Origin of the sequence: Kitasatospora sp. NPDC058063, assembly GCF_042885395.1 — a bacterium.
Lineage (GTDB): Bacteria > Actinomycetota > Actinomycetes > Streptomycetales > Streptomycetaceae > Kitasatospora > Kitasatospora lactacystinica.
In genome coordinates, this window is record NZ_JBHVSD010000019.1 from 84167 (window position 1) to 91573 (window position 7407).

The following is a 7407-nucleotide window of genomic DNA, read 5'->3' on the forward strand; positions in this document are numbered from 1 at the left end:
CGGACGGACGAGCAGACGATCCGGCGGGGGCGACTACGCGCAGCCGGTGCCGTCGGCCGTGCGGGCAGCTGTCCACCAGGACATCAGTCGGGCAGCCGTCGCTTCCGGCTCTGACGGCAGAGGGGTGAGACCGAAGTGATCCTCCAGCTCGTGCCGCAGGAACTCGCCGATCTCCGTCCGGTCGGCACCGCCCCGGAGCCGCTGGAGGAGAGGAGCGAGCATGCAGTCGTACTCGTCCTGCACCTCGTCGGCGACGCCGATCGGATCCCACTCGTTGAGCAGCTGCCGCAGGCCGTTCTCGGTGATGTCGGTTCCGGATCGCATCGCTCCAGGGTGCCACCCGGGAACCACCGTCCATCCCTCATCCCCACCTTGATCCCAACGAAACCGCCCAGCGGTGAGCGGTCCTTCGGGCCCAGGGCGGGCTCGACCCACGGGCGGCTTCGTCCCGGGGCCGGGGTGTGGTGGAGCCGGTGCCGTCGTTTCCCCGGACGGAGGGCAGGAGCTGACCACGGGGCCGCCGGCGTCCTCTACAGCCTCCAGTACCTGGGCTGCACCGTCCCGCCCCAGGCCGATGCGGTCCTCCCGGAGCCTTCCGACTTGTACGGGTGGGGTGCTGCGGGCTGAGCCGGCCTGGGTGGGGGCCGGCTGTGCTGCGGGTACGTCCGAGCGGGTGACGCCCTGCGAGAACCGGGCTCAGCTGCCGTACCGCCGTTGCCTGGCCGCGAAGCTGCGGACGGCGCGCAGGAAGTCGACCTCGCGGAAGGCGGGCCAGTGGGCCTCGCAGAAGTACAGCTCCGAGTAGGCGCTCTGCCAGAGCAGGAAGTTGGAGAGCCGTTGTTCGCCGCTGGTGCGGATGACGAGGTCGGGGTCGGGTTGGCCGGCGGTGTAGAGGTGCGGGGCGATGTCGCAGACCGTCAGGGTGTCGGCTACTGCGGTCAGTGATGCGCCGGACTCGGCTCGCGCGTACATCAGGTCGCGCACGGCGTCGACGACCTCCTGGCGGCCGCCGTAGCCGACGGCCAGGGTGACGTGGGCGCCGGTGGTGCAGGTGCGGGTGGCCTCGACGGCCTCCTTGAGGGCGCGGGCGGTGCTGTCGGGCAGGGCGTCGGTCATTCCGGCGAGGTGGACCTGCCAGCGGGCGTCCGGGCGGGTGAGGCGGTCGGTGACCACCTGCTCGATCAGCCGCATCAGGTAGGCGACTTCGGTGTCGCCGCGGCGCTGGAGGTTCTCGGTCGAGCAGACGAAGACGGTGATGTGCTTGATCCCCAGGGCCTCGCACCAGGAGAGCACCTCCTCGACGTGTTCGGCGCCCGCCTTGTGGCCGAGGCTCGGGTTGGCCATGCCCATCTGTCGGGCCCAGCGGCGGTTGCCGTCCATGATCAGCCCGATGTGCCGGGGCAGTGGGCCCGCCATGACCTCGCGGCGCAGGCGGCGGGTGTAGAGGGAGCGGAGCAGGTCGGGCATGAGCACCGTCCGGGTGGGTCGGGAGCGGCTTGCCGGTCGGGGCGAGCCGCTCGGGCGGGCGCCGAGCGGCTCACACGACGCCGCCGGCAGGTCGCTCAGTGGCGCAGGTCGTGCAGGTCGCTCAGGGTGCCCGCGCACACCGCCGTCAGCAGGAGCAGGCCCACGCCGATGCCGGCGCCGAGCGGGTGGAATCCGTCGGCGGCGATGGAAAGTCCGAGGATGGTCGCGCCGCCGGTGGCGCTGGCACCGGCGAGGGTCCGTACGCCGGCCCGGAGGCGGCCGGTGCCGGGTGGCACGACGGCGTCCGCGCCGATGCCGGTGAAGATGCGGGGGATCTGGATCGCGCCGAGGCCGAGGGAGATCCACCAGGCGGTGAGCACGGCGATGCGCAGGGTGGGCGGCGAGGCGTCCGCGTCCACGCCGCCGTGCACCAGAACGACCACGGTGGTGCCGAGGAGCGTGGGTACGGCGAGACGGCGGAGCGCCCACCCCAGCAACGTGATCGCGGCGCTCGGCGTGGGCCGGGGCCGGGGTGCGACGAGGGCGATGCCGAGCAGCAGCAGGGTGGTGCAGCCGTGCATGACTCCGTTCCGCACGCCGTCGGCGGGCAGGGGGCCGGCTTGTTCGGCGGCCAAATGGCTCAGGAACCAGGCGGCGAGGGCGACCGTGATCCCCATGGTGGCCACCCGCCGCTGGCGCTGTGCCGGGGAGTCGGCGGGCCAGTGGGCCGGGTGCAGCCACATGTCCACGATGCCCGCGACCAGGTTGGGCCACGACTTCCAGCCCGCGCCGCGGGCCTCGTCCTCCACCATCGAGCCCCAGCGCTCGCGGAAGGCGTCCGGGTAGAGCCTGACCAGGCTCCGGGCGACGACGCTCACGCCGGGTTCACCCCCAGGCGCCGCAGTCCCGCGTTCGCGACGCGGGCCATGGCGCGCAGTTCGCGTTCCAGGATCTCGCGGCCGAGGGGCGTCAGCTGGACCGGGCGCTGGCGGCCCTGCCCGTCGAGCGGCTCGATCAGCCGCTTCGACTCCAGCCTGGCCAGCGCCCCGTACAGGCTGCCGGGGCCCAGCCGCTCCCCGGTCAGCTCCTCGATCGCCGTGTTGATGGCGTATCCGTGCATCGGCCCGTCGGCCAGCGCGCAGAGCACCAGCGTCTGGGCGTCGTTGGCTTGCATGTGTCGTTCCTTCCGATCTGACGGAGCACCATACTACGTGCCGCGAACTACGTGCCACGTACTACGCGATGTGTACTATCGCCGTCATGCGCGATGACGTGACGATCGATCAGCTGGACGTCGGACACCCCGCTCGGCCCGCCGCGGCCGCGGCGCTGTCGACGTCCGCCGCCGGCGCCGCCGCCTTCACTCTGTTCGCCTACCTGACGACGCAGGTTCGCCCGGTGCGGGCGGGCAGCCCCTGGCAGGGCGATCCGTACGACGCGGTGGTGACCTTCACCATGTTCTTCGTCCCCCTGCTCAGCGCGCTCGGTGCGGTCCGGGCGCTGCTGTGCCGCCGCGACCGGCCGCTGCCGCGCTACCGGGTCGAGCAGGTACTTCGGGCCGCGCTGGTCTGCACGCTGCTCGTCGCCGCCACGCTCGCCACCGACTGGGCGGCGGTGGCCGTGCGGGCGGACCGCGCGTCCTGGGACGGTGGCACCTCCTGGCTGATCGCGTCCCTGCTGCCGCTCACCGGGGTGACGGCCGGGAGCCTGCTGCTGCACCTCCGGGCGATCCGACGGCTACCGGAGCCGGTGCGCGGGGCCGAGGGCACGGTCGGGGACTGGCTGGACGACCTTGCGCCCCTCGCGAACCTGCTCGCCGGCCCCCGCTCCCGCACGGGGCGCGCACTCGCCGCTCTGATCGGGCGCGGTACGGTGCTCGGCTTCGTGCGTCTGCGCTTCGCCCCGCTCGCCGCCGCGGCCGCCCTCACTGCCGGCCTGCTGGTCGCCACGGGACTGGCCTCCGGCGAGGGCTGGCCCGGGGTGCTGCTCTTCACCGTGGAGGCCGCGGTCTTCGCGGGCGGAACCTTCGCCTTCGTGATGATCTGCAACAGCGTCCTGCGGTTCGCCGCGTCCCCTCCCGCATCGGGGACGCGACGGGCCGCCCGGATCGCGACCACCGCTGGCGCGTTGACACTGCCGGTCTCGTTGGCGCTGCGGGACACCGCCTGGCAGCTGCTCGGGCTCGGCGACCGGGTCGACTCCATCGGACAGTGGGCGGCCTTCGCACTCGTCTGCGCGCTACTGGCGGGCGCGCTCACCTTCGGTGTGGCTGCGACCGGAACCAGGGAGTGACAGCCGCAGACGTCGGGGTGGTCAGCTGCTGCACAGCGGTTGTCAGGTCTCTTGGAGCCAGGGCCTGCTGGAGTTTGTCGAAGCCCCCGCCGATCCGGCGGGGGCTTCGACATGCGGAGCGGGCCCCGTACGGCCCCATCTCCCCGGCCGCTTGTGCGGCTCGGTGTGGGCGTTCTGTTCAGGCGGTCGTTGCCGCCGGGCGGTGGGAGAGGGCGTCGGAAGCCCTGGCCGTGGCGTAGAGCGAGACGGCCAGCGCGATGACGAGGGCGGCGCCGCCGGCGAAGATGCTGCCGGAGGAGACGGCCTTGGCGCTGCCGGCCTCGGTGCGGGCGGAGCCGGCGATGAAGGGCATCACCAGGAGGACGGCGATGCCGAGAACGACCTCGCCCCAGACGACCTTCGGGAAGTGCCGCAGGGTCAGGTGGAGCAGGGAGGAAGTGTCGTCGGCGCGGCGGGCCTGGGCGATGCGGGGCATCAGCCAGAACTGGTTGAAGGCGCCCGCGGCGACGAGGCCGGCGACCAGGAGGATCTTGACGAGCAGGGCGATGCCGTAGCCGGTGGTCCACAGCTGGGAGATCGCACCGACGTGCTTCCAGCTGAGCCAGAGGCCGGAGATGGTGACGGCGCCGACGCAGATCATGGCGACGAGGCTGAACCGGCGCCACTTGTCGGCCCAGAGAAGACCGGCGCCGTCGCCGAGGCGGCCACGGGTGCCGGCGAGCGCGACCAGGAGGGCGAGGCCACCGAGCCAGACGGCGCCGGAGATGATGTGGGTCTGGTCGAAGGCGAGGTCGAGCCAGCGGTCGAGGTTGGCGGGCTTGGTGGCGGGGACGGCCGCGATCAGGGTGACGGCGAGGGAGAGCGGCAGCGCGGTGAGGGCGATGGCGTCCGTGTGGCGGCGGGCAGCGGGCACGAAGAGGGCGATCAGCGTTGCGGCCGTCACGGCCAGGACCGCGTTCTGGACCAGGTAGACGGTGCCCTGGGCGATCCAGGCGCCCTTCGCGGCCGGGGCGTGGAGGTAGTCCCAGATCCGGTCCGGGGCGAGGGCATCGCCGAACGGTATGCCCTTGCCGGCGCGGGCGAGACGGGCGGCGAGCTGGAAGTAGCCGGCGACCAGCAGCACCACCCCTGCCCAGGCGAGGTAGGTCGCGGATCTACTTCGCAGGACCTCGGCATCCTGGCGGCTGGTTTCCGGCGCACGCAGTGCCGGGCGCACGGTGGTCGCGTACGTGATGGTGGCGCCGAGGGCTCCGCTGAGGCCGATGAAGTAGCCGGCCTTGGTGAGGATCCGCCAGAGCTGGGGCATGGTGTATCCGGCCGTGTCCGCGGCCAACAGGGCGTGATGCATGAGGTGAGGCTAACCTAAATAAGGATCTCCTAAGTCGCCTGGAGGGCCCCGATTGTTCAATCGTCATCAACTTGTGAGCTGCTGATCGGTCCGCACTCCGAGGAGCGCCCCGTCGCCATTTCGCCTGGTGCGACGGTTGCAGGCCACCGGAGTCCGATGGCTCTCGGTCCCCCCGGGGGCGCCGGGTCGGGCGCTCGCCGGCACGGCCGTGGCGGGAGTGGCGGCCTCCTTGCGGGTGAGCGCGAGGCCGTAGCGGAGGAGGAGGACGGTGGTGGCGGCGAGGGGCCGCGGATCACCAGGTGACCGGCAGCGCCTGCAGGCCGCGGAAGACCAGTTCCGGTACGTAGGTGAGCTCGGACTCGTCAACGGCGAGGCGCAGTCCCGGATACCGTTTCACCACGGAGCCGATCGCCACCCGCATCTCCCGGCGGGCCAGTATCGCGCCGAGGCAGAAGTGCGGCCCGTGCCCGAAGGCGAGGTGTGCTGCCGGTCCTTCGCGCGTGATGTCGAAGCGGCCGGGATCCGGGTACACGCCGGGGTCGCGGTTGGCCGCGACGATGACCGGCAGCACCGGTTCGCCCGCCCCCAGTTCGACGCCCTCCAGATCGACGGGCTCGGTCGTGACGCGGACCTCGGCCGAGGTGAAGAGCCTGCTGTAGCGCAGTAGTTCGTCGACCGCCGGTCCGATCAGGTCCGGTGACGACCGCAGCAGCGCGAGTTGGTCCGGGTGGCGCAGCAGGGTCAGGAACGAGTTGCCCAGCTGGTTGACGGTCGTCTCGTGGCCGGCGATCAGCAGGCCTTCGAGGTTGGCCAGCAGCTCGGGTTCGGTGAGGTGGTCGCCCTCGTCGTTGGCGGCGACCATCGCCGAGATCAGCCCGTTGTCCGGCTGCGCCCGCTTCTGACGGACCAGGTCGGCGAGCCAGTCCTGCATCTCGCCCTGTGCGGCCCGCAGTTCGTCCGGAGTGATGTTCGTGACGAACAGCCGCCTGGTCCACCTGCGGATGGCCTCCGCCTCGGAGTAGGGCACGCCGAGCAGCTCGCAGATGACCATCAACGGCAGTGGAGCGCAGAGGCCCGCCACAAGATCCGCGGTTGGATCGAGGGAGTCGAGCAGGGAGTCGGCGATGGACTGCACGCGTGGTTCGAGCTGATCGACCATGCGCGGGCTGAACGCCTGCGACATCAGTTTGCGCAGGCGGGCGTGGCGTTCGCCGTCCAGGCTGGTGACCAGTAGCGGGTCGGCGGCGACGGACAGTTTCAGCGGGCTGCCCGGAAGTGTGGCCGCCTCCCGGCTGAACCGGCTGTCGCTCAGGACCTGGCGCACCGCCTTGTAGGAAAGGGCGAGCCAGACGTCCGCCGTACCCATCGATGCGAGGACGACCGGGGCCTTCGCGAGCAGGGCCTCGGCTTCGGGCTCGTTGTCGAGGTGGTGCGGTGTGGTGAGGGGGAACGTGGCTCGCATCGCTGCCTCCTGACTGGATGTCACCAGGTCCGGGCGCCGGGTGCCGGGCGCGAACGGCCGGGGCCGGTGCGCGGATCGGTGACAGCTGGGTTGTGTGCCGCCGGGGGGGCGGTGGCGCTTCGCGATCGTCTCGACGTCGAGGGGGGTCGAACGGTTCGGCCGGAGCCGTCGGTGGCGCCGGTGCTCGGTTCGCTCGATCCGGGTGGTGATCGCCGTGCGGAGGTCTTCCCGGGTGGGCGGATGGCGGTCGAGGACGTTCTTCTGCGCGAGTGCGAAGGGGATTCTAGGGCGTTGTCACCGGCGGCGTCGACGGTGCCCGTGAACCCGGCCCGGTCATGACGGTTCGGGGTGTGGACGAACTACTGTGACCGAACCGGCAGGTTCACCGGCAGATTCGCCGGCGGGTCCGCCGGCGGACACTGCGACGGGCCGTCGTTGAGAATCGGCGCGTTTCATGGGGCACGGGACGGATTTCGCCACGGCGCCTTGGTCGTGCAGGCATATGACGTTGTGATGTGCCTCGTTTGAGACAGCCTCCGCATGGCCTATGGCGACGGCGTGATGTTGCTGCCATGCTCGTCTGCGCGGCGGGGCGATCATCGCCCCGGCCCCCACGCTCAGCTCACCAGTGCATCTTCCTCGGAGAGCGTCGCCAGCGCTGTCGCTTTCGAGGGACCGCTCCACTGATCCAGGCGCCCGAAGCGCCGTCGAGTCCGGGTTCGGATACCACCGGGCCGCCGGGCTGCCCGCGCGCTCGATGCTCCGGCTGCTTGCGCGGCCGGAGCCGCACCATCGGGACTGCTACGGAAACACCCCCCCTGCCTTCCTTCATTCCCCG

At 71.6% G+C, this 7407-nt stretch carries 7 protein-coding genes; 1 reads left to right on the forward strand and 6 read right to left on the reverse strand.

Features of this window, described 5'->3' with window-relative positions:
• Window positions 1-33: 33 nt before the first annotated feature.
• The 4 genes from ACFVUY_RS29135 to ACFVUY_RS29150 form a co-directional block, all read right to left on the reverse strand.
• Complete coding sequence (locus ACFVUY_RS29135) at window positions 34-324, reverse strand: hypothetical protein (RefSeq protein ID WP_387734835.1); 291 nt, start codon at window positions 322-324, stop codon at window positions 34-36.
• Window positions 325-696: 372 nt separating this feature from the next.
• Window positions 697-1473: a polyprenyl diphosphate synthase gene (gene uppS / locus ACFVUY_RS29140; protein WP_387734836.1), complete on the reverse strand. Its 777-nt coding sequence runs from the start codon at window positions 1471-1473 to the stop codon at window positions 697-699.
• An 89-nt stretch (window positions 1474-1562) separates the two neighbouring features.
• Window positions 1563-2345: a hypothetical protein gene (locus ACFVUY_RS29145; RefSeq protein WP_387734838.1), complete on the reverse strand. Its 783-nt coding sequence runs from the start codon at window positions 2343-2345 to the stop codon at window positions 1563-1565.
• Window positions 2342-2641 (reverse strand): PadR family transcriptional regulator, encoded by a 300-nt coding sequence (locus tag ACFVUY_RS29150; RefSeq protein WP_387734840.1) that lies wholly within the window; start codon window positions 2639-2641, stop codon window positions 2342-2344. Before ACFVUY_RS29150 ends, ACFVUY_RS29145 begins: the two co-directional genes overlap by 4 nt.
• An 86-nt stretch (window positions 2642-2727) precedes the next feature.
• Here ACFVUY_RS29150 and ACFVUY_RS29155 point away from each other — a divergent pair, with 86 nt between their 5' ends.
• On the forward strand, window positions 2728-3759 hold the full coding sequence (locus ACFVUY_RS29155) for a hypothetical protein (protein ID WP_387734842.1): 1032 nt from the start codon (window positions 2728-2730) through the stop codon (window positions 3757-3759).
• A gap of 178 nt (window positions 3760-3937) precedes the next feature.
• Here the strand turns inward: ACFVUY_RS29155 and ACFVUY_RS29160 are convergent, their stop codons facing one another.
• Entirely contained in the window at window positions 3938-5107 is a 1170-nt protein-coding gene (locus ACFVUY_RS29160; protein ID WP_387734844.1) for a copper resistance D family protein, read from the reverse strand.
• Between the two features lie 292 nt (window positions 5108-5399).
• Entirely contained in the window at window positions 5400-6569 is a 1170-nt protein-coding gene (locus tag ACFVUY_RS29165; protein ID WP_387734847.1) for a cytochrome P450, read from the reverse strand.
• Window positions 6570-7407 lie beyond the last annotated feature (838 nt).